19 protein-coding genes are annotated in these 19503 nt (G+C 65.9%); 14 read left to right on the top strand and 5 right to left on the bottom strand.

Annotation, left to right across the window (positions count from 1 at the left end):
- Positions 1–42: 42 nt before the first annotated feature.
- The 5 genes from A5785_RS08145 to A5785_RS08125 all read left to right on the top strand — a co-directional run bounded on the left by A5785_RS08145 (position 43) and on the right by A5785_RS08125 (position 5156).
- Positions 43–507 (top strand): winged helix-turn-helix transcriptional regulator, encoded by a 465-nt coding sequence (locus A5785_RS08145; RefSeq protein WP_064865756.1) that lies wholly within the window; start codon positions 43–45, stop codon positions 505–507.
- A 212-nt stretch (positions 508–719) separates the two neighbouring features.
- Positions 720–1433 (top strand): DUF4129 domain-containing protein, encoded by a 714-nt coding sequence (locus A5785_RS08140; protein WP_064865754.1) that lies wholly within the window; start codon positions 720–722, stop codon positions 1431–1433.
- An 8-nt stretch (positions 1434–1441) separates the two neighbouring features.
- Complete coding sequence (locus tag A5785_RS08135; RefSeq protein ID WP_231895450.1) at positions 1442–2800, top strand: DUF4350 domain-containing protein; 1359 nt, start codon at positions 1442–1444, stop codon at positions 2798–2800.
- A complete protein-coding gene (locus A5785_RS08130) occupies positions 2797–3858 on the top strand; it encodes an AAA family ATPase (protein WP_156525404.1) in 1062 nt (353 codons plus the stop codon). Before A5785_RS08135 ends, A5785_RS08130 begins: the two co-directional genes overlap by 4 nt.
- Positions 3858–5156, top strand: a complete 1299-nt coding sequence (locus tag A5785_RS08125; protein WP_049699225.1) for a DUF58 domain-containing protein — start codon at positions 3858–3860, stop codon at positions 5154–5156. The genes A5785_RS08130 and A5785_RS08125 overlap by 1 nt, the downstream gene beginning before the upstream one ends.
- 24 nt (positions 5157–5180) lie before the next feature.
- Here A5785_RS08125 and A5785_RS08120 read toward each other — a convergent pair whose 3' ends face one another.
- Positions 5181–6173, bottom strand: a complete 993-nt coding sequence (locus A5785_RS08120; RefSeq protein ID WP_049699224.1) for a stage II sporulation protein M — start codon at positions 6171–6173, stop codon at positions 5181–5183.
- Between the two features lie 147 nt (positions 6174–6320).
- Between A5785_RS08120 and A5785_RS08115 the strand changes: the two genes are divergently transcribed.
- Positions 6321–7148: an RDD family protein gene (locus tag A5785_RS08115; RefSeq protein ID WP_231894302.1), complete on the top strand. Its 828-nt coding sequence runs from the start codon at positions 6321–6323 to the stop codon at positions 7146–7148.
- A gap of 93 nt (positions 7149–7241) precedes the next feature.
- Here the strand turns inward: A5785_RS08115 and A5785_RS08110 are convergent, their stop codons facing one another.
- Positions 7242–8441, bottom strand: coding sequence for an acyl-CoA dehydrogenase family protein (locus A5785_RS08110; protein WP_049699223.1), 1200 nt, complete (start codon positions 8439–8441; stop codon positions 7242–7244).
- 126 nt (positions 8442–8567) lie between these two features.
- On the opposite strand from A5785_RS08110, the gene A5785_RS08105 reads away from it, so the two are divergent.
- Positions 8568–8900: a TfoX/Sxy family protein gene (locus A5785_RS08105; protein WP_049699222.1), complete on the top strand. Its 333-nt coding sequence runs from the start codon at positions 8568–8570 to the stop codon at positions 8898–8900.
- 96 nt (positions 8901–8996) lie between these two features.
- Entirely contained in the window at positions 8997–9608 is a 612-nt protein-coding gene (locus A5785_RS08100) for a hypothetical protein (RefSeq protein ID WP_049699221.1), read from the top strand.
- Between the two features lie 8 nt (positions 9609–9616).
- Here the strand turns inward: A5785_RS08100 and A5785_RS08095 are convergent, their stop codons facing one another.
- Together A5785_RS08095 and leuS are read right to left on the bottom strand one after the other, a co-directional pair.
- Positions 9617–10441, bottom strand: coding sequence for an adenylate/guanylate cyclase domain-containing protein (locus A5785_RS08095; RefSeq protein WP_049699220.1), 825 nt, complete (start codon positions 10439–10441; stop codon positions 9617–9619).
- 292 nt (positions 10442–10733) lie between these two features.
- Positions 10734–13655, bottom strand: coding sequence for a leucine--tRNA ligase (gene leuS / locus A5785_RS08090; protein WP_414651991.1), 2922 nt, complete (start codon positions 13653–13655; stop codon positions 10734–10736).
- Positions 13656–13743: 88 nt separating this feature from the next.
- Here leuS and A5785_RS08085 point away from each other — a divergent pair, with 88 nt between their 5' ends.
- Positions 13744–14292, top strand: coding sequence for an SdpI family protein (locus A5785_RS08085; protein ID WP_049699218.1), 549 nt, complete (start codon positions 13744–13746; stop codon positions 14290–14292).
- A 3-nt stretch (positions 14293–14295) separates the two neighbouring features.
- A complete protein-coding gene (locus A5785_RS08080; RefSeq protein WP_064865747.1) occupies positions 14296–15282 on the top strand; it encodes a bile acid:sodium symporter family protein in 987 nt (328 codons plus the stop codon).
- Here A5785_RS08080 and A5785_RS22855 read toward each other — a convergent pair.
- Positions 15166–15966: a DedA family protein gene (locus A5785_RS22855; protein WP_231894303.1), complete on the bottom strand. Its 801-nt coding sequence runs from the start codon at positions 15964–15966 to the stop codon at positions 15166–15168. The two genes, A5785_RS08080 and A5785_RS22855, sit on opposite strands and share 117 nt — an antisense overlap.
- A 97-nt stretch (positions 15967–16063) precedes the next feature.
- Between A5785_RS22855 and A5785_RS22850 the strand changes: the two genes are divergently transcribed.
- From A5785_RS22850 to A5785_RS08060, 4 genes are all read left to right on the top strand, one after another.
- Positions 16064–16399, top strand: a complete 336-nt coding sequence (locus A5785_RS22850) for an ArsR/SmtB family transcription factor (protein ID WP_082938083.1) — start codon at positions 16064–16066, stop codon at positions 16397–16399.
- The gene (locus A5785_RS08070) at positions 16399–17187 is read left to right on the top strand and encodes a cation transporter (RefSeq protein ID WP_082938084.1); all 789 of its coding nucleotides are present in this window, start codon (positions 16399–16401) and stop codon (positions 17185–17187) included. Before A5785_RS22850 ends, A5785_RS08070 begins: the two co-directional genes overlap by 1 nt.
- A 46-nt stretch (positions 17188–17233) precedes the next feature.
- Positions 17234–17887: a DsbA family protein gene (locus A5785_RS08065; protein ID WP_049699215.1), complete on the top strand. Its 654-nt coding sequence runs from the start codon at positions 17234–17236 to the stop codon at positions 17885–17887.
- A gap of 135 nt (positions 17888–18022) precedes the next feature.
- Positions 18023–19503 (top strand): HNH endonuclease signature motif containing protein (locus tag A5785_RS08060; protein WP_064865745.1); only part of this gene is annotated, 1481 nt, incomplete at its 3' end.

Raw genomic sequence — 19503 nt, 5'->3', positions numbered from 1 at the left:
ACCCGCTGACTATGACATCGTCAAGTCAGCTAGACTGTGGGTATGGAGTTACGCGGACCTCTAGCTGAAAGGGACAAGTGGACGGCGAATCGATGCTCGATCGACAAAGCCATGGGCGTGATCGGCACCCGATCCGCGATGCTCATCCTGCGTGAAGCGTTCTACGGGGCAACACGATTCGACGAGTTCGCGCGCCGCGTCGGGATCACCGACGCCGTCGCATCGGCTCGCCTACGGGAGCTCACCGAGGCGGGACTCTTCGAGAAGGTCCCCTACCGCGAGCCCGGCCAGCGCGTCCGCAACGAGTACCGACTCACCGAGCAGGGCCGCGGGCTACTGCCGGTGATCGTCGCGCTCATGCAGTGGGGCGACCGGTACCTCCAGCCCAGCGGAGCCCCGCTCGACCTCACCGACGCCGACGGCGAGCCCATCCATGCCGCGGTCGTCGGACCCGACGGCACCGAACTCGGACCCGACGACATCGCACTCGCACTCCATCGCAAGTAGCGATCACCCACGACCTCACCCTTCATCTGAGAAACCGACAATCTGGGCCGTGCCGTCGGCGGTTTGATAAGTTCGCCCTCGCAACGGACGGCTACGGATGGCCGCTGTTGAGAGCTCAGCGCGGGAACCAGCCGGGGGCCACGAACAGCACGGGATGAGGGGGTCGCGATGGACGCACGCTCCTTGAACCCGCCTGTGCGGGGATTCGCGCCGTGAGCGTGCTGCTGCTGGCCGACGGCCTGCATCCCGACAACGACACTGCCCGACGCTGGGCCGACGACGAACTGTCGAAGCCGGAGTATCACGAGCAGGCAACCACGCCCGCGCAGCCGCCTGAGCCCAGACGGAACTTCTTCTCCGTCCTCTACGACTTCTTCACCGGCGGACCAGCTCCGGACACGACGCTGATCGTGACCATCGTTGTCGTGGTGTTGGTGCTCATCGCACTCGTGGCTTTCGCGATCTTCTTCGTGCGCCGCACCCCGCGGGCGCGGCGCACCGAAACGTCGGCTCCCCTCGACGACCTGACACTCAAGTCCGGCGAATACCGTTCGGCCGCAGAGGAACTCCTCGATAGGGGCGATCCCGACGGTTGCGTGCGCGAAGCGATGCGCGCACTCGCCCGACGGGGCATCGAACGCGGGTACATCGTCGCGGCACCGTCGTTGACCGCTCGCGAAGCGTCGCGTCGACTCGGCATCGTCTTCGCCGACGAACGCGGCCAACTCCGTTGGGCCGCTGATCTTTTCGACGCCGTCGAGTACGGTTACCGGCACGCCGACCACGCACAGGCGCAGGCCATCCTCGAGCTGGAACGCTCGATCCGCGGGGGTCGCGCACGGTCTGACACGGACCACGATTCCGTGGCTGGCGAGAACATGACCAGCGGTGGCATGACGAACGACGACGTGGCGGCCGGCCGGTGAGCGCACCCGTGAGCGCGCCGCCCGCGGCTCCCGAGGGCCGGTCCGGCCCAGCTCCGTCGCGTCCACGAAGCCGGCGTCGAACGTGGTTGATCGTCCTCGGAGTCGTGGTTGCTGTACTGATCGTCGTGCTCGTCGCCGCCCTCGCGCTGGGCGGCGCGCCGTCGTCGAAGCCGAAGCCGCAGACGCCGAGCAACTCGGTGGCGGGCGATCCCGACAACCTCGGGCCGACGGGTTCTCGTGCCGTCACGAAGGTGATCGGCGACCACGGTGTCGACGTCACCGTGGCGCGGGGACTCGACGAACTCCGCGATCGCACGACACCGGGCGCCGACGATACCGTCGTCGTGAGCGGATCCGGCGCTCTCACCCCGGCCAACGCGTCGTACCTCCTCGACAAGTTCCGCGGCGTCAAGCGGGTGATCCTGCTGCAACCGTCCGGCAGCGCGATCGAGGCGCTAGGGCTGCCGGTGACCGTTGCACTGATCGCGCAGACCCGATCAACGGCAGCGTGCTCGCTCCTCGGGATCGCCCCCGACGACGTCATCTCGTCACAAGGCATCGGCTTGGGTTCGCACTCCTCGGCCGCCAGGTACACGCCGACGCAGCCGGCGGCATCCTGCTTTCCCGACGACACCGGCACCGGTTCAGATGTGGTCGATCAGCCGGGACAGATCGTCGTGGTACCCGCGACGAGCTCGCACCCCGAGATCGTCGTGACCGACGGCGACTTCTGGCAGAACGCCACCCTCGCCGAGGACGACAATGCGGGCGTTGCCCTCCGCGTGCTCGCCTCCTCCGGTCGACTCATCTGGTTCATTCCGAGCTTTGGCGATCGACCACCTGAACCGGGTGAGCCCGACACCGACCCGCGTTCTCAGATTCCGCGTTGGATCGGCCCCGGATTCCTGCTGGCAGCATTCGCTGTCCTCGCGCTGATGCTGTGGCGTGGACGACGATTCGGCCCCATGGTCACCGAGCCGCTACCCGCCGTCGTCAAGGCGATCGAGACCACCCAGGCCCGCGGACGCCTCTACCATCGCGCCGGAGCCGATACTCGTGCAGCAGCGATCCTGCGCATCCGCACCATCTCGCGCATCGCCGGGTACCTCGGACTCCACTACGACCCAGTGCACGCCCTCGACGCGCTCGACGCCTCCGACGAACGCGATGACTCGGGCGTATGGGCACCGGACGGTTCCGACTCGTCTGTCGCCGCGATCATCAGCGTCGCGGCAGCGGCGACGCACCGAGACGCCCGCGACGTCGCACGACTCCTGACCGGCCCGTTGCCCGAGGGCGACGACGCGCTGGTCGTCTTCACCACTGAATTGACCGCTCTAGAGAAGGAAGTCCGGGGCACACCATGACCGCACCCTCAACTCCACCACACTCGGCACCGTCCGCACCGCCGCGGCCCGCGTCGTATCCGCCTGTGGCGGGCGGCAAGACGGCTTCGCCGGGCGCTGATGAATTCTCGACGTCGGCGCGCGCTCGACTGAATGCGGTAAGTGCCGAAGTCGGCAAAGCCGTTGTCGGACAAGATACTGCGGTCTCCGGGATGCTGATCGCGCTGCTGTGTCGCGGTCACATTCTGCTCGAAGGCGTTCCGGGAGTGGCCAAGACGCTGCTGGTGCGGTCTGTCGCCGCTGCCCTCGACGTCGACACCACGCGTGTGCAGTTCACCCCCGACCTGATGCCCGGCGATGTCACCGGATCACTGATCTTCGACGCCGCGGCGTCGGAGTTCAGTTTCCGGGAGGGTCCGGTGTTCACCAATCTGCTTCTCGCGGACGAGATCAACCGAACGCCACCCAAGACGCAGGCGTCGCTGCTCGAAGCGATGGAAGAAGCGCAGGTATCCGTCGACGGGGTGCCGCGCGCCCTGCCCGAGCCGTTCCTCGTCGCGGCGACACAGAACCCCATCGAATATGAGGGCACCTATCCGCTTCCGGAGGCGCAGCTCGACCGATTCCTGCTGAAGGTCACCCTGCCGATCCCACCGCGCGACGATGAGATCACGGTGTTGGCAAGGCACGCAGCGGGATTCGATCCACACGATCTGGCTGCTGCCGGTCTGCGACCGGTCGCCTCGGGCTCCGATGTGATCGCGGGCGCCGCGGCGGTGCGACGGGTGGCTGTGGCACCGCAGATCGCCGCCTACATCGTAGATATCGCCCGCGCGACCAGGATGTCGCCGTCGCTCTCGCTCGGGGTCAGCCCGCGCGGTGCCACCGCACTCCTCGGCACGAGTCGCGCGTGGGCGTGGCTGAGCGGACGTGACTTCGTCACACCCGACGACGTGCAGATGATGGCGCAAGCGACTCTTGCGCACCGCCTTTCGCTGCGTCCGGAGGCCGAGCTCGAGGGAGTCTCGGTCGGCGCGGTGCTGGCTGCGGCGATCGGTTCCGTTCCCGTCCCACGCTGATGGTCATCACCGGCCGCTTCTTCGCGCTCGTCCTCGCGGGGGCCATTCCGACGGTGTTGTTCCCGCACTACTGGGTGGTGTTGGCCTGGGTCGCGGTATGCGTCGCGCTACTGCTGATCGACCTCGCCGTCGTCGGAAACCCCACGCGCACTCTCGAATTGCGTCGAGTGCCGTGCGGTCCGGTTCAGCTCGGCCAATCCACCCAGACGACGCTGCTGGTGCGCAACTTGTCCGGTAGTCGTTTCCGTGGTGTGATCCGCGACGCATGGCAGCCGTCCGCAGGTGCGGACCCGACGACACCACGGCCGGTATATCTTGGCCCACAGCAATCAGAGTCGATGACGACGACTCTCACCCCCACCCGCCGCGGTGACCGACTGGCCGTCGGCGTGACAGTTCGACGACTCAGTCCGCTCGGACTCTGCGCCCGGCAGCGCACCGTGGTCGTTCCGGGCTTCGTACGTGCGCTGCCCGTCTTCACCGCGCGCAAGCATTTGCCCTCGCGGCTGGCGTACCTGCGGCAGCTAGACGGCCGGTCAGCTGTGCGCACCCGGGGACAGGGCACCGAATTCGACTCCCTGCGTGACTATGTCGAAGGCGACGACGTACGCAGCATCGACTGGCGTGCCACCGCTCGACGTCGCTCCGTCGTCGTCCGCACCTGGCAACCGGAGAAGGACCGGCACATCGTGATCGTGCTCGACACGTCGCGGACGTCGGCCGGTCGTGTCGGTGACGCGCCGCGACTCGACGCCGCGATGGATGCCGCGCTGCTGCTGGCGTCGCTGGCTTCGCACGCGGGCGATCGGGTCGACTTCATCGCGGGCGATCGCATCGTGCACCGCCGGGTCATCGGAGCGCCACGCACAACGTTGCTGAGCGACCTCGTGACCGCGATGGCGCCGCTCGAACCCGCTCTGGTGGAGGCAGATTGGCCGATGCTGTGCACCGAGGTGAGCAAGGTGTCGCGTCAGCGAGCACTCGTGGTGTTGCTGACGCCGCTCGAACCAGCCGCGGTCGAGGAGTCGCTGCTGCCGCCGCTCGCCGCACTCGCACAGCACTACCAGGTCGTCATCGGATCGGTATCCGACCCGATGCTCGACGAGATGGCCGAACGTCGCGACGACGTCCGCGAGATCTACGACGCCGCTGCGGCGGTGCGCACGCTGACGTTGCGGGGCCGCACGGCGTCGGGGTTGCGCCGCCTCGGCGTTGACGTCATGGATGCAGCGCCCGACAAGCTTCCCGCAGCGCTCGCCGACCACTACCTACTGCTGAAGTCGCGCGGAATGCTTTGAGCAGCTTGACTCCCCGAGCATCTGTCAGGCGACGGGGAGGCTGTACCCGCGGTCGATCTCGTCGAGATCGCCTGTGGCACCGCGATCGTGGGCGCGACGTCCGAGCACCAGCGCGTACAAGAGGAACCCGACCCACACGGTGACGCCGATACCGATGCGCGCCCACGTCGGGAGACCCGATGGGGTCACGAACGCTTCGATGGCTCCGCAGATGAGCAGCAGCACAACCAATCCGATACCGATGGCGATGGCGGTACGTCCGGCCTCGGCAAGCGAATCCGAGCGCTTGCGGTCGCCGGGCGCGACCCAGGACCAGAAGATGCGCAGCCCGACCCCCGCCGCCACGAACAGACACGTGAGTTCGAGTAGCCCGTGCGGGGTGATGAGACCGAAGAAGAGGTCGGCCCGACCGTGGTTGATCATGATCGAACCCGTCACCGCGAGGTTGAGAATATTCTGGTAAAGCATCCAGATCACCGGGAATCCGAAGACCCCGAAGGCGATGCACAGCAACGCAAGTCGGAAGTTGTTTGTCCAGACCTCGAACGCGAACGACGACGCGGCGTTCTCGGAGTAGTAGTTCTCGAAGTCGTCGTTGACGAGGTGCTCGATCTGCTCCCGCGACCCGAACGTGTGCTCCATGGTCGGGTGGTCGAGGAGCCACCAGCCGATGCCGACGGCGAACGCGATCGAGACGACCAACACCGTCAGCCACCACCGCCGAGTGCTGTAGAGCGCAGCGGGCAGAGTCGTCGTGACGTACCGCACCAGTTGGTCCCACGTGGTCACGGTCGACCCGAGTGCGTGCCCACGCGCGCGTGCCAGCAGCGTCGACAAGTAAGCGATTACCGCACGGTCTGGCGCCGACGATCGGATCACCGAAAGGTGCGTGGCCGTGCGTTGATAGGCGTCGAGGATCTCGTCGGATTCGGCGCCGGTGAGGCGTCGTTTGCGTGAGAGTTCGTCGAGTCTCTGCCACGTCGGTGACTTCGCTCGTACGTAGGCGTCGAGATCCACATCGGTAGCCTAGCCAGACCACGGGCACGGCTGTACCCCTGTCGGGAGGGATCATTCGCGTAGCCCACGAGACGCTACGTTCGCGCCACCGCAGCCGCTACGGTAGTGCGTATGTACCCGGGGCCGAACATGCATGTAGGGCCGACCATGTACGCGGGACCAATCACGTACACGGGCGGGACGGTCGGGCTCGGCCGCAACGACCTCGTCTCGGGTGAGGCAGTCGCACTGGACCTTCCGCCGGCGTCGCTCGGTCGGCGGATCGTGTCGGGAGTGATCGACGTCGCGATCGCTCTCGTCGTACTCATCGCGTTGATCTGGGTGTCGGCGAAGGTCGGCGTGAGCCTGCGCGACGGCGCTGTGCTGGCGGGTGCGTTTGCACTCTCGTCGGTGCTGGCGTTGATCGTCCTGCCGACGGCGGTGGAGACGCTCAGTCGTGGAAAGTCGTTGGGGCATTGGGCGCTCGGCTTGCGCACGGTGCGCGACGACGCCGGGCCGATCGGTTTCCGACACGCGTTCACGCGGTCTCTCGTCGGCGTCGTCGAGATCTTCGTATTCTTCGGTGTGCCCGCGATTGTGTGTGCTGCCATCAGCCGCAAGGACAAGCGCGTCGGCGATCTCGTCGCAGGCACCTACGTGATCCGCGACCGGCGTTCGCTGGAGGTCGCAGGCACCGCGGTCATGCCGCCATACCTCGCAGAGTGGGCGCGCACCGCCGACATCGGGGTTCTGACCGACCACCAGGCCATGCTGATCCGCGGCTTCCTCCATCAAGCGCCGTCGATACGCGACGACGTCCTACGTGCCGCTCTCGCAAGGCAGTTGGTGCAGACGCTCGCGCCGTACATCTCACCAGCGCCACCTGCCGGGGCCGACGACGTGGACGTGCTCAATGCCGTTGCGGCCCAACGCCGACACCGCGAGTGGCTCCGCCTACAGCGCGACGAGGAACTTCGACGCCGCGTGCTCCGCTGAGCACCCGGCGTCGACTGGGTGCTGTATCCGGCCGACTGTGCGCCTTATCCCGTCGACTGTGCGCCTTATCCCGTCGAGTGGGTATCGCGACCGCTACTTCAGCTCGCTGCTCGACTTGCCGAGCACGCGTCGCGCGATGATCAGTTGCTGGATCTGCTGTGTGCCCTCGAAGATGTCGAGGATCTTCGAGTCGCGAGCCCACTTCTCGAGCAGCCCGACCTCGGAATAGCCTGCGGTGCCACCGATCTCGACTGCCTTGTTGGTCAGTTCGGTGACCATGCGGCCCGCCTTGGCCTTCGACATCGACGCCTCGGTCGAGTTCGGCTGCTTGTTATCGGCCATCCACGCGGCGCGGATCGCAAGCAACCACGAAGCTTCCCAATCGGATTCGAGGCGAATGAAGTCGTGGACAGCTGCTGCCTGATTGGCGGCGGGCTTGTCGTAGTCGATGACGTGTCCGGCGCCCTCGAGGGTTGCGCGCAGTTCCTCGAGTGCCGCACGACCGAGGCCGACGGCCATCGCCGCGACGAGCGGACGCGTGTTGTCGAAGGTCTGCATGACACCCGCGAACGCTTTCTTGGTGTCGACTTCCGTTGAGCCGAGCAGGTTTTCGGCGGGCACACGGGCGTTCTCGAAGCGCAGCACCGCGGTGTCGGACGCCTTGATGCCGAGCTTGTGCTCGAGGCGGACGACCGACACACCCTCGGTGTCCATCGGTACGACGAAGCTCTTGATCGCGGCACGGCCGGCACTCTTGTCGACGGTCGCCCACACGACGACGTGATCGGCGCGCGACCCCGCGGTCACAAAGATCTTCTCGCCGTTGATGACGTACTCGTCGCCGTCGAGTGTCGCGGTGGTGCTGACGGCGGCCGAGTCGGAGCCGAAGCTCGGCTCGGTGATCGCCATCGACGCCCAGACGTCCTTGAACTTCTCGAGCTGCTCAGGGTTGGCCACCGCGGCGATCGCGGCGTTACCCAGACCCTGATACGGAATCGACAGCATGAGCGCGACGTCGCCCCAACCCATTTCGACGCCGTGCAGCACCGCACGCATGTTGCCGCCGTTGACGACGTCCGACTTCTTCGCCGACGACTTGTCCGCGGCGTCGGACTCGCGTCCCTTGCGGGCGGCTTCGCGAGCGAGTTTGCCGAGCTCGTCGAGCTCCTGGGGGTAGGTGTGCTCGGCCTTGTCGTACGTGCGCGAGATGGGCCGGAAGATGTGCTCGGCGGCGAGATGCGCCTGCTCGGTCACCGGGGCGAGCTTCTGCGGGAGCTCGAGGTTGATTGCCATGCCGGTATCTTACTGCGCGGTAAGATAGATTTCCAGCCCTCCCCGCAAGTGCTTTCCGCTCCTGCGGGGCGTCGTCCGTCAGCCGTAACCGACCCGTGCAGCTCGGAGCCCGTTTACGCTGGCCACATGGCCTACGACGACGATCTCGCCTACCGCATCCGCGAGCTGCTGTCGGGTGAGAGTGGCGTCGCCGAGAAGTCGATGTTCGGCGGCCTCGCGTTCTTGGTCGACGGCAACATGGCCGTTGCGGCGAGCGGGCAAGGTGGACTGCTGGTGCGCGTGCCGCCCGACGAGACCGACGCCTACCTGGCCAAAGCGCACACCGCCCCGATGGTCATGTCGGGTCGGGAGACGCGTGGCTGGTTACGGGTCTCGACTGACGGCATCCGCACCAAGCGTCAGCTCGAGAAATGGGTCGGCGTGGGCGTCGGCTATGCGCGATCGTTGCCGCCGAAGTGAGTGACTCGACGTAGCTCGCGAAAGGCATGGCTCCCGAAATCCTGTCTCCCGAAATTCTGTTGGCTGTAGCGTCGTCGAATGCCATTGTGAAACCCCATGACTGTCCGACGATTCGACGACGCCTCGGTGGCCGACTGGCTGATGGCCGACGGGCGAGACTGGCCCCGAGCGGTGACCCGCGGGCCCCGCGGCTTTGATGCGTATGCACGTCTGTTGCACATACCCGACCCCGCATTTCCGGGGCAACGTGAGACCGACGTCGAATCAGTCTCGGGACCAGGCGATTTGTGGCAGATCGCCGTCGCAGTCGAGGATCTGCGTCCGCATACCACCACACCCGATGAGATCTATTACCTGATCTGGGCCGGGTGTGGTTATCCAGAACTGCTGAGTGATGGCGTGCCCATCGTCGAAATCCGCGACGAGCTGGGAGCATCCATGCGTGACTACCATCTGTTCGTCGGCGACACCGACATGCTGGGTTGGCTGCCGCCCGAACCCGAGCCAACGCCGCGACACGGACACTCGATTCTGCCCGCGCCCGCATTCGTCTGGCCTGCCGATAGAGCGTGGTGCTTCACCGAAGACATCGATCCGCACTTCGCGACGATCGGTGCATCGGCAGCGGCCATCGCGGATCTTCTCCGGGATACACGTATCGACACGGTCGCCGACGACCCGGACGTCTCGCCGCCGTTCTATCGCTGACGGCCTACTCACTCATCGAGAAGCGGCACGACAGCGAATACTTCGAGGTCGCGCGGTGTGCCCTTCGCCTTGAAACGTCTCTTGCGGCTGAGCAATTGGAGCCCGTCCGCGGACTGCAGCGCATCGCTGGTGGCCAGTACCTCGCCGGTTCCGGCGGCATCGGCGACGCGGGCCGCGATGTTCACGTCGACACCGAGGTAGTCGCCACCGACCTGCCGCGGAGTTCCGGTGTGCACTCCGGCGCGCAGCTGCGCGCGGTAGTCGTCGTGCGTGATCGCGCTGACGGCTCCGCACAGTTCGAACGCGGCGAGGATCGCGTCGGCCGCGTCGGGGAACACCGCCATCACGCCATCGCCGAGCGACTTCACGATTCGGCCGCGATGAGCGCCGACGATGTCGCTGCTCACCCGATTGACCTCACCGATCAGCGACAGCACGCTGTCGTCACCTGCGCGTAGGGCCCACGACGAGAATCCGACGAGGTCGGTGAACAGGACCGTCACGTCGCCGTTCGCGGTGGCGGTCGACGACCTGCGATCGACGAGCGCCTGCCACACCTTCACGACGCTGAGTGCGAGCTCGCGCGACGCGCTGGGCGACCGATCGCTCCCGGTCAGCAGCTTCTCCATGCGATCGGAGAGGCGCGTCGGACGTGAGAGGTCGAGTTCGGGGACCGTCTCGGGCGTCAGCTTTCGCGGAAGCTGCGCAGCACGGATCAGCGAGGGCGTCCGGTCGGCGCGCGTGAGGAACTCGCCAACACGCGCCGGACCCGACGGCACGGGCTTGTCGTCAGGCGGCGTCGAGCCGGGAGTGGTGTCATCGTCGGACGTCACGAGTCAGATCGTAGCGACAAGCTCGACCAGCGGAAACGGGCACGAGGGCGCGGCGGGTGGTCTCGACAAGCTCGACCAGCGGGGGCAGCGCTCGACCAGCGGGGGCAGCTCGACCAGCGCGGGGTGGCGCCCGACCAGCGCGGGGTGGTCTCGACAAGCTCGACCAGCGAGTGGGTAGCTCGACCAGCGGGCGGGGGTCTCGACCATTCGGCGGGTGGTCTCGACAGGCTCGACCAGCGAGTGGGCGCTCGACCAGCGGGCGTAGCGCTCGACGAGCGAACCCCGCGGCCCGCTACGGGACGATGTTCACCATTCGGCCGGGCACGACGATCACCTTGCGCGGCGGCTGGCCGTCGAGGATCGCGAGGATCTTCTCGTCGTCGAGTGCTGCGGCGCGGATCGTCTCCTCGTCGGCGTCGGCGGGCACCGTGATGCGGCTGCGGACCTTGCCCTTGACCTGGATCGGGATCTCGACGGTGTCGTCGACAAGGTAGCGCTCGTCGGCGACCGGGAACGGTCCGCGCACCAGCAGTTCGTCGTGGCCCAGCCGCGACCACAGCTCCTCGGAGATGTGCGGCGCGAGTGGCGCGAGCATCAGGACGAGCTGTTCGACGGTGCTGCGCGGCGCGCCGTCGGGGAACTGCTTGGTCAGATGACTGGTCAGTTTGATCAGCGCGGCGACGGCGATGTTGTCGCGCAGGCCGTTGTAATCCTCACGGACCTCCGCGATTGTCTTGTGCAGCAGGCGAAGTGTCTCGTCGTCGGGTTCGATGTCGGCGACGCGGACGGCACCGGACTCCTCGTCGACGACCAGGCGCCATGCGCGCTGCAGGAATCGCTGCAGTCCCACAACGTCTTTCGTTGCCCACGGACGCGACTGATCGAGTGGGCCCATGTACATCTCGTAGAGCCGCAACGTATCTGCGCCGTACTCGGCGGCGATGTCGTCGGGAGTCACCGAGTTCTTCAGCGACTTGCCCATCTTGCCGTACTCCTGCGTGACCTTCTCACCGTTGTAGACGAACTCGCCGTCGACCTCGGTGACCTCTTCGGCAGGCACGTAGATGCCGCGTGAATCGGTGTAGGCGTACGCCTGGATCATGCCCTGGTTGAACAACTTTCGATACGGCTCACTGCTGGTGACGTAGCCGAGGTCGAAGAGCACCTTGTGCCAGAAGCGCGAATACAGCAGGTGCAGAACGGCGTGCTCAACGCCGCCGATGTAGAGGTCGAGTCCGCCCGGATCACTGAGACCGTGCAGCTCCGGCCGCGGACCCATCCAGTACGCCTCGTTCTCCCTGGCGCAGAACTCTTCTTCGTTGGTCGGGTCGATGTAGCGCAGTTGATACCAGGAGCTTCCGGCCCACTGCGGCATGACATTTGCGTCACGCCGATACTTCTTCGGACCGTCGCCGAGATCGAGTTCGACGTGGATCCAGTCCGATGCCTTCTCCAGCGGCGGACTCGGCTCACTGTCGGCGTCGTCGGGGTCGAAGGCGACGGGCGCGTAGTCCTCGACCTCCGGAAGCTCAACGGGCAGCATCGATTCGGGCAGTGCGTGCGCGCGGCCCTCCTCGTCGTAGACGATCGGGAACGGCTCGCCCCAGTAGCGCTGACGGGCGAAGAGCCAATCGCGCAGTTTGTACTGCACGGTGCCCTGTCCGGTGCCCTGCTCTTCGAGCCATTCGATGATCGCGGTCTTCGCGTCATCGACGTTCTTGCCGTCGAGGAAGCCCGAGTTCACCAGCGGACCGTCGCCGACGTATGCCTCCTCAGAGATGCCTGCCTCGGAGCCGATGACCTCGACGATGGGCAGTCCGAAGACCGTCGCGAACTCGTAGTCGCGTGAGTCGTGTGCGGGGACCGCCATGATCGCGCCGGTGCCGTAGCCCATCAGCACGTAGTCGGCGACGAAGACCGGAACCTGTTGTCCGTTAACCGGATTCGTCGCGAACGACCCGGTGAAGACGCCGGTCTTCTCCTTGTTCTCCTGCCGCTCGAGATCAGACTTCGCCGCGATCGACGCGCGATAGTTCTTGATCGCCTCGGCGGGCGTCGACGCGCCGTTGGTCCACCGCTCATCGATCGCCGCGCCCTCGGCAACCGATGGCCATGCGGCGGCAGTGAGCGGGTCGACCAGCGGATGTTCGGGGGCAAGCACCACGTAGGTGGCGCCGAAGAGGGTGTCGGGTCGCGTGGTGAAGACGTCGACGGTCACCTCGCCATCGGCCTGTGCCGGCACACCCGGTACGGGGAACTGCACCTGGGCACCGCGCGATCGCCCAATCCAATTGCGCTGCATGGTCTTGACCTTCTCGGGCCAATCCAGCACCTCGAGGTCGTCGAGCAGGCGGTCGGAGTACGCAGTGATGCGCATCATCCACTGCCGCAGGTGCTTGCGGAACACCGGGAAGTTCCCGCGGTCGCTTCGGCCATCGGCGGTGACCTCTTCGTTTGCCAGCACGGTACCGAGGCCCGGTGCCCAGTTGACGAGTGAATCACTCAGGTAGACAAGACGATACGAGTCGACGACGTCGGACTTCTCGGAGGCCGACAGATCTGCCCACACCCGACCGTCGTCGAGAGTGCGTGCACCGCTGTCGAATTCGGCGATCAGCTCGTCGATGCGACGCGCCTTGCCGGCCTCGTCGTCGTACCAGGCGTTGTAGATCTGCAGGAAGATCCACTGTGTCCAGCGGTAGAACGAGACGTCGGTGGTGGCGACTCGACGTCGCTCGTCGTGCCCGAGGCCGAGGCGTCGGATCTGGCCGAGGTAGCGCTCGATGTTGGCCTCGGTCGTCGTGCGGGGGTGCGTACCGGTCTGCACGGCGTACTGCTCTGCCGGTAGACCGAAGGAGTCGAAGCCCATGGTGTGCAGCACGTTGGCGCCCGACATGCGCTGGAACCGCGCGAACACGTCGCTGGCGATGAAGCCGAGCGGATGTCCGACATGCAGGCCCGCGCCGGACGGGTACGGGAACATGTCCTGGACGAAGAGCTTGTCGGAGGCGTCGGGGCCGCTGCCGTCGAAGGCACTCATGTCGCCGGCCAGCGGTCCGACCGGGTTGGGTGCCTCAAAAGCGTGGCGCTGAGTCCACTCGCGCTGCCAGCGCTCCTCGATCTCGCCCGCGAGTCGGGCGGTGTAACGGTGCCCCGGAGTCGCGGAAGCTGGGTCGGTGCTCGCCTGATCGGCGGCGCCCTCAGAGGTGGAGATGTCGGCGGTGCTCACCTCACCAGGGTAAATCGTGGCTTCACCTGCCCTGAAATCGACGTCGGATGGGCGGGAAAAGTATGGTGGTCGGGTGAGTGTGGTGTCGATCGTCGTCTCGGTATGCGTCTTTGTGCTGGCCCTGGTGTGGCTGGTGGTCGGAGTGGCGGGCCTGATCGGCCGACTCCCGCGCAACCGATACTTCGGAGTCCGCACCGATTCGACGATGGCCTCGGCCGAGGTGTTCACGCTGGCCAACCGCATCGCGGCCCCCGGAACACTGGGCGCGGCGCTCATCTTGTTCGCCGGTGGCGCGCTGACGCTCGCCGTCGACAGCGGCTGGTCGGTGGTGTTCGGACTAGTCGCGCTTGTTGCTGGTGTTCTGATCGTCGGCGCTGTGAGCGGTTACGCGGTGCGCGCGGCCGACGCCGTCGCCCCGGCTGATGATGCGGGCTGCAGTTGCTGCTCGTCGGATCACGGCAGCGTCGACGACGCACATGCCGCGGAACCTGAGCAGACCAGCGCGGCCGCCGACTGCGGCACCGATAGTTGCGCGTCGTGCACGCTGCGCGGCATGTGCAGCACTGACGATTCGTCGAGCGGTACGGCACCGGCACAGCCCGACCGCGCACCCATTCAATAGGACGTGCGCCGACTCCTCGCCCGGTCTCCGATCGACGGCTTCGTTCTGGCGATTCTCGCTGCGGTCGTCGTGGCCGCGTTCTTCCCGGCGCGCGGGACCTTTGCCGAGGTTCTCGACTGGGCGGTCACGATCGCCATCGGATTCCTGTTCTTCCTCTACGGCGCGCGCCTGCATCCGCGTGAAGCGCTCAACGGGCTGGCACATTGGCGGCTGCACCTGACGATTCTGGCGTTCACGTTCCTGGTGTTCCCACTCGTCGGCCTGGCTATACGGCCCCTCGTCGAACCGCTGATCGGTCACGACCTCTACACCGGCCTGCTGTACCTGACGCTGGTGCCGTCGACGGTGCAGTCGTCGATCGCGTTCACCTCGATCGCCCGCGGCAACGTCCCAGGGGCGATCGTGAGCGCCTCGGCGTCGAACCTCATCGGTGTTGTGTTGACTCCACTGCTGGTGGTGGCCCTGATGAGCGGTACGAATGGGGTGCACATCTCGGCGTCGTCGGTCATCCAGATCCTGCTGCAGATCTTGGTTCCGTTCATCGTTGGCCAGCTCTGCAGACCACTGGTCGCGCCGTTCCTCAAGCGATACGCCGAGCCGACCAAGTTCGTCGACCGAGCGTCGATCGTGCTCGTCGTCTACGCGGCATTCAGCGAGGGCGTCCGCAACGGGATCTGGTCGATCGTGAGTGCGTGGCAGGTGGTGGCGGTCGCGGTGATCGCTGCGGTGTTGGTCATCGTGATGCTCGCACTCACCTGGTGGAGCGCGCGGCGACTGGGATTCAGCCGCGCCGACGCCATCGCGATTCAGTTCTGCGGTACCAAGAAGAGCCTCGCCACCGGCTTACCGATGGCCACGGTGCTGTTCGGCGGCTCAGTCGTCGGGCTGATCGTGTTGCCGCTCATGATCTTTCACCAGATCCAGCTCATTCTCTGCTCCTGGTTGGCCACCCGCTACAGCCGCAGTCACGACGCCGTCGACGCCCGCTGACGCCCGCGCGGCGAGTCGACGCCGGATGAACACGACGAGCACATAGACAGCCGCGCAGCACACCAACCCGATCACGACGTAGAGCAGGATCGTCGCACCTAGGACTGCGCCTGCGAAGTACCCGGCGAGCAGCACGGCGGTCACCCAACTGACGGCCCCGACGATGTCGGCGAGGCCGAACCGCACGAACTGCATCCCGGTCATCCCCGCGACCCTCGGCATGAGCGTGCGGACGTAACCGACCCAGCGACTCGCGGCGACCATCAACATTCCGGATTGATTGAGCCGCGCGCTCGTCCGTTCCCATCGCTGTTCGCCGAACCGTCGCCCGAGGGGCGATTCCATCAGGCGCGGGCCGCCCACTCTTCCGAACCAGAATCCGACCGCATCGCCCGCGATCGCGCACACACAGGCCACCGTGATCAGAACGCCGAGGTTGGTATTGCCCACGCCTGCAGCCACGCCCGCCGCAAGGAGGAGTGCCTCGCTGGGCATGATCAGACCCGCGAAGATGACCGCGGTTTCCAGAAACACGACGCCGCCGGCGATCAGGTAGACCGCCCACACCGGAACCGACCTGATCAGGTCGATCAGCCAGTCGGCGAGTGAGTGCACCTGCCCGACGTTAGCCGCAGCTCCGACTCGACGACGCGGCGGCTTGGAGAACTCGGGGGCTGACTCCACGGTCGTCGAGGGTGCTGCGCGACGGCGATCCCGGCGGCCTGGCTCTGAAAGGGTTCAGCTTGTCGTGAATACAGAAATGGATGTACCGTCTGTATTCATGGAGACTGTGGCGGCGAGTCAACGCGATGCGCTGACGAGGTTCGGATACGCGTTGTCAGACTCGACGCGTACGCAGGTGCTGCTGCGACTGCGGAATGGTGGCGCGTATCCCGCGGAGTTGGCCGAGGCGATCGGGGTGTCACGCCAGGTCTTGTCGAACCATCTTGCTTGCCTGCGGGGATGCGGGCTTGTTGTTGCGGTACCCGAAGGTCGCCGCACTCGGTACGAGCTGACCGACGGCCGGATTGCCCACGCCTTGGACGACTTGCTCGGATTGGTTCTCGCGGTCGATCCGACGTGTTGTCCAACCTCCGACGAGCATGGTTGCTGCTGATGGCCGAAGAGCTGGGTCTCCCGTCGGTGGGTCGGCCGTCGGTGGGTCTCCCCGATGCGAGTCGGCCGGCGCTGAGTGTTGCCCGTCGGGAGTTGCTACAGCGTCGGATTCGGTGGTTCGTCGCGGCGACCATCGCCTACAACGTCGTCGAAGCTGTGATCGCGATCGGCGAGGGCACGCGTGTGTCCTCGACGGCCTTGATCGGCTTCGGCCTGGATTCGGTCATCGAAGTGTCGTCGGCAGCCGCGGTTGCCTGGCAGTTTGCGGGTTCGGATCCGGAACGGCGCGAGAAGGTCGCGTTACGGATCATCGCGTTCTCGTTCTTCGCCCTGGCGGCCTACGTGAGCGTGGACTCGCTCCGTTCCCTCCTCGGTACTGGTGGCGAGGCGCGTCACTCGTCGATAGGGATTGTCTTGGCGGCAGTCAGTTTGCTGATCATGCCGCTTTTGTCGTGGGCGGAACGTCGCGCCGGCCGTGAACTCGGCTCGCTGAGCGCGGTGGCCGACTCCAAACAGACTTTGCTGTGCACGTACCTCTCGGCAGTACTGTTGCTCGGGTTACTTCTCAACAGCCTGCTCGGATGGTCGTGGGCTGACCCGATCGCCGCTCTTGTCATCGCCGCGATCGCGGTCCGCGAGGGCATCAACGCATGGAAGGGCGACACGTGCTGTGCGCCCAGCATCGGCCAGCGCGCCGGCGAGCCCGCTGGGTGCGACTGCTGCAGCACGGAGGTGACGGGCCAGGGCGCTACCCCGAGGGCCACACCCGACGCGTCGCAGTCGGCCTGATCAGACCGATGCCACTCCCCTACGACATCGCCTCGGAGTTGAACGCGTGAGCAAACCGATCAAGATCGCCTGGGCGGTACTCGCTGCCATCTTCGTCGGCATCGGTGTTGCCGTTTTTGCCATCGACGACGCCACGTCCCCGACTCCGGCTGATACTGCCGAAGTGTCTGATCTCGTTGTACGCCCCGACAGTCACCGCCTGTCCTCGCCCGAGCAGAGCCGGGCGCAGTTCGTGGAATTCCTCGACTTCGAGTGCGAAGCCTGCGGCGCCGTCTACCCGATCATCGAGGACCTGCGGCGAGCCTATGGCGACCGCGTCACCTTCGTCGTCCGCTACTTCCCGATGCCTGGACATTTCAACGCCGAACGCGCTGCTCGTGCAGTCGAAGCCGCAGCCCAGCAGGGTCGGTTCGAGCAGATGTACCAGCGCATGTTCGCCACCCAATCCCAGTGGGGTGAACAGCAAGTCCCCGCCGACGACCTGTTCCGTACCTTCGCCGTTGACCTCGGCCTCGACATGGCAGCCTTCGACACCGCCTACAACAGCCCCGCCACGCTCGAACGAATCCGCGCCGACGTCGCCGACGGCCTGTCCCTGGGCGTACAAGGCACTCCCACGTTCTTCCTCGACGGGAAGCGGCTCCAACCGTCCACAATCGACGAACTCACCGCCGCCGTGAATGAGGCAGCGTCTGCGTGATCGACGTCGACCGGGACTCCGCGAAACGCTTGTCCACAAGGTCGAAAAATTGTTCGAGAATTCCTCGACGCTGTCGGTATTGTCGGGTAATGTAGAACACATATTCGATATGATGTGGGGCGGGGGTGGCGGCACGTGAACAGCAACAGCAATCGCAACAACAGCGAGAATGGCCGTGCGCCTTCGGCTTTGGGATCATCTGTCTTGGCCTCTGCTGCGGTGGGTTCTGCGGATGCGGTGGTGGCGGAAAAACTGTCACGTCTTGCAGCGGTGTTGGATGAGTTGGCTGCCGTCGATGTGTCGCTGGTATCCGACGCGGCGCTGGTGGAAGCCACTGTTGAGGCCGAACGGCTAGCACTGCGGACCGCGGGCGCGGTCACCGATCGCTTGATTGTGGAGGCTTCCGACCGCGATCTGCCCCGCGCCCTGGGTTTCCGCGATGTTCGCAACTTTATGGGGCATGGTCTGCATATTGGTGATCCCGCGGCGCGGCATCGGGTGATCGCCGCGACCGGGTCGTTCACCACGATCAGCGGCGACCGACTACCACCCTCGTGTCCCACGTTGGCTGGGTATGTGGTCGAGGGTCGGGTCGCGGGCGCGCACGTCCGGGCTGTGCTCGAGGTGCTCGAAGCGATCCCCGGTGAAGTGTCGGCCGAGACGAAGGCTGCCGCCGAAGCGCAGATGGCCGGCTACGCGGTCCAGTTCACCCCTGCCGAAATCACCAATTTGGGTTCGCGGCTACTTGCCCATCTGGATCCGGATGGGACGCTGACCACCTCGAAGGATCGTAAACGTCGACGCCGCCTGTGGGTGAACCGGCAGAACGCGCAGTTGATGTCGCGGTTGACCGCTGATTTGGATCCGATCGCCCGCGCCCGACTCGACACGGTGTTGGACGCGTGGGCCAAACCCGGCATGAATAACCCGGACGACCCGGAGTCGCCGGTCGGGCCGATCACCATGGCGAATGCCGAACAGGTCGCGGCAGCTGCGCTGCGTGATGAACGCTCACCCGCACAACGCAACCACGACGCCTTCTCCGCACTACTCGGCCAGGTGTTGGAATCCGGCATGCTCGGCAACACCCACCGTGGGTTGCCGATTCAGGTGATCGTCACCACCAGCCTGCAGGAACTCGAAGAGCAGGCAGGGATCGCACAAACCACGTCCGGAACACTCCTCCCGATCGGCGACGTGATCGAGATGGCCGCCTCCACCGGGGCCAGCCAGTATTTGGCGGTGTTCGGTGAGCACACCAGCGTGCCGCTGTATTTGGGTCGGTCGAAGCGGATCGCGTCGCTGGGACAACGGTTGGCCTCATTCGCCTCACCCGGCGGGAAGATGTGTTCGGCACCGGGTTGTAATCAGCCCGCGAGCAGGGTGCAGATGCATCACGCCGCGAAAGACTGGGCCGACGGCGGCTTGACTGACATCGACCAGTTGGTGCCTGCGTGTGATGTGCACAACCGGCGGGTCGGCACGAAGCCCGGCCAGTTCACGACCCGCATGATCACCGAAGGACCTGATACCGGACGTGTTGCGTGGCGGCTCAACGCCAAGCCGGGTATGCCGGAGAATCCCGAACACATCAACCGCATCGCCGACGTCACAGC

The sequence above is a fragment of the Gordonia sp. 852002-50395_SCH5434458 genome (genome assembly GCF_001665905.1).
In the GTDB taxonomy this organism is placed as follows: Bacteria; Actinomycetota; Actinomycetes; order Mycobacteriales; family Mycobacteriaceae; genus Gordonia; species Gordonia jacobaea.
Note: the sequence above shows the minus strand (reverse complement) of the source record. Positions and strands in the feature narration are given on the sequence as shown.